The sequence below is a fragment of the Candidatus Agathobaculum pullicola genome (assembly GCF_052117205.1).
GTDB lineage: Bacteria > Bacillota > Clostridia > Oscillospirales > Butyricicoccaceae > Agathobaculum > Agathobaculum pullicola.
On record NZ_JBQKJP010000114.1, the window covers coordinates 1 to 799 of the forward strand.

At 53.8% G+C, this 799-nt stretch carries 1 protein-coding gene; it reads left to right on the forward strand.

The window, feature by feature from the left end; all coding sequences use genetic code 11:
- Positions 1-799: DDE-type integrase/transposase/recombinase (locus ACTQ3V_RS15635; RefSeq protein WP_441468296.1), on the forward strand; the 799-nt coding region annotated here is incomplete at both ends.

Here is a 799-nt window from a genome sequence, read left to right on the forward strand (position 1 = left end):
CCTTCATGAGCAAGAGTATAACACAGGACATGGCGTATCGGCAATCTCTAATGAAGTACGCAGAGAAATACGGCGTCAGCCGTGCCAGCCGGAAGTACAACAAGAGTCGGTCATATATCTACTTCTGGAAGGCCCGTTGGGATGGGACGGTGCAGTCTCTGGCTTGCCAGTCCAGACGCCCGCACAGCCATCCTAACCAGCACACAGATGCAGAATTAAAACTAATCCACGATATGCGCCGCCGCAATCCCAACCTTGGTATGGTGGAGCTGTGGCATCGGCTGCGGCTACGGGGTTATACCCGGCGTCCAGAGAGCTTGTTCCGAGTCATGCGCAAATTGGGGCTATTTCCTGCTGCTTCAAAGAAAAAAGTGTATAAACCAAAGCCTTACCAGCAGATGACCTACCCCGGCCAGCGTGTTCAGGTGGATGTAAAGGTGGTGCCCCGTAAGTGCATTGCAGACCCGGAGCTGCGTCTATTCCAATATACCGCCATAGACGAGTTCACTCGCCTGCGCTTCCTGGCTGCTTACCCGGAGCAGAGCACCTATTCTTCCGCCGATTTCCTGAAAAAGCTGGTTAAGTGGTATGCCCGACGGGGCATCCGCGTGGAATGTATCCAGACGGACAATGGCTTTGAGTTCACCAACCGTTTCTCTAACAGCCAGAAGGACTTGCCCACCCTATTTGAGGTCACCGCTGTCAATTTGGGTATTCGGCACAAGCTGATCCGTCCCTACACGCCCCGCCACAACGGCAAGGTGGAGCGTAGTCACAGGGAGGATCAAAAGCGTTTCTA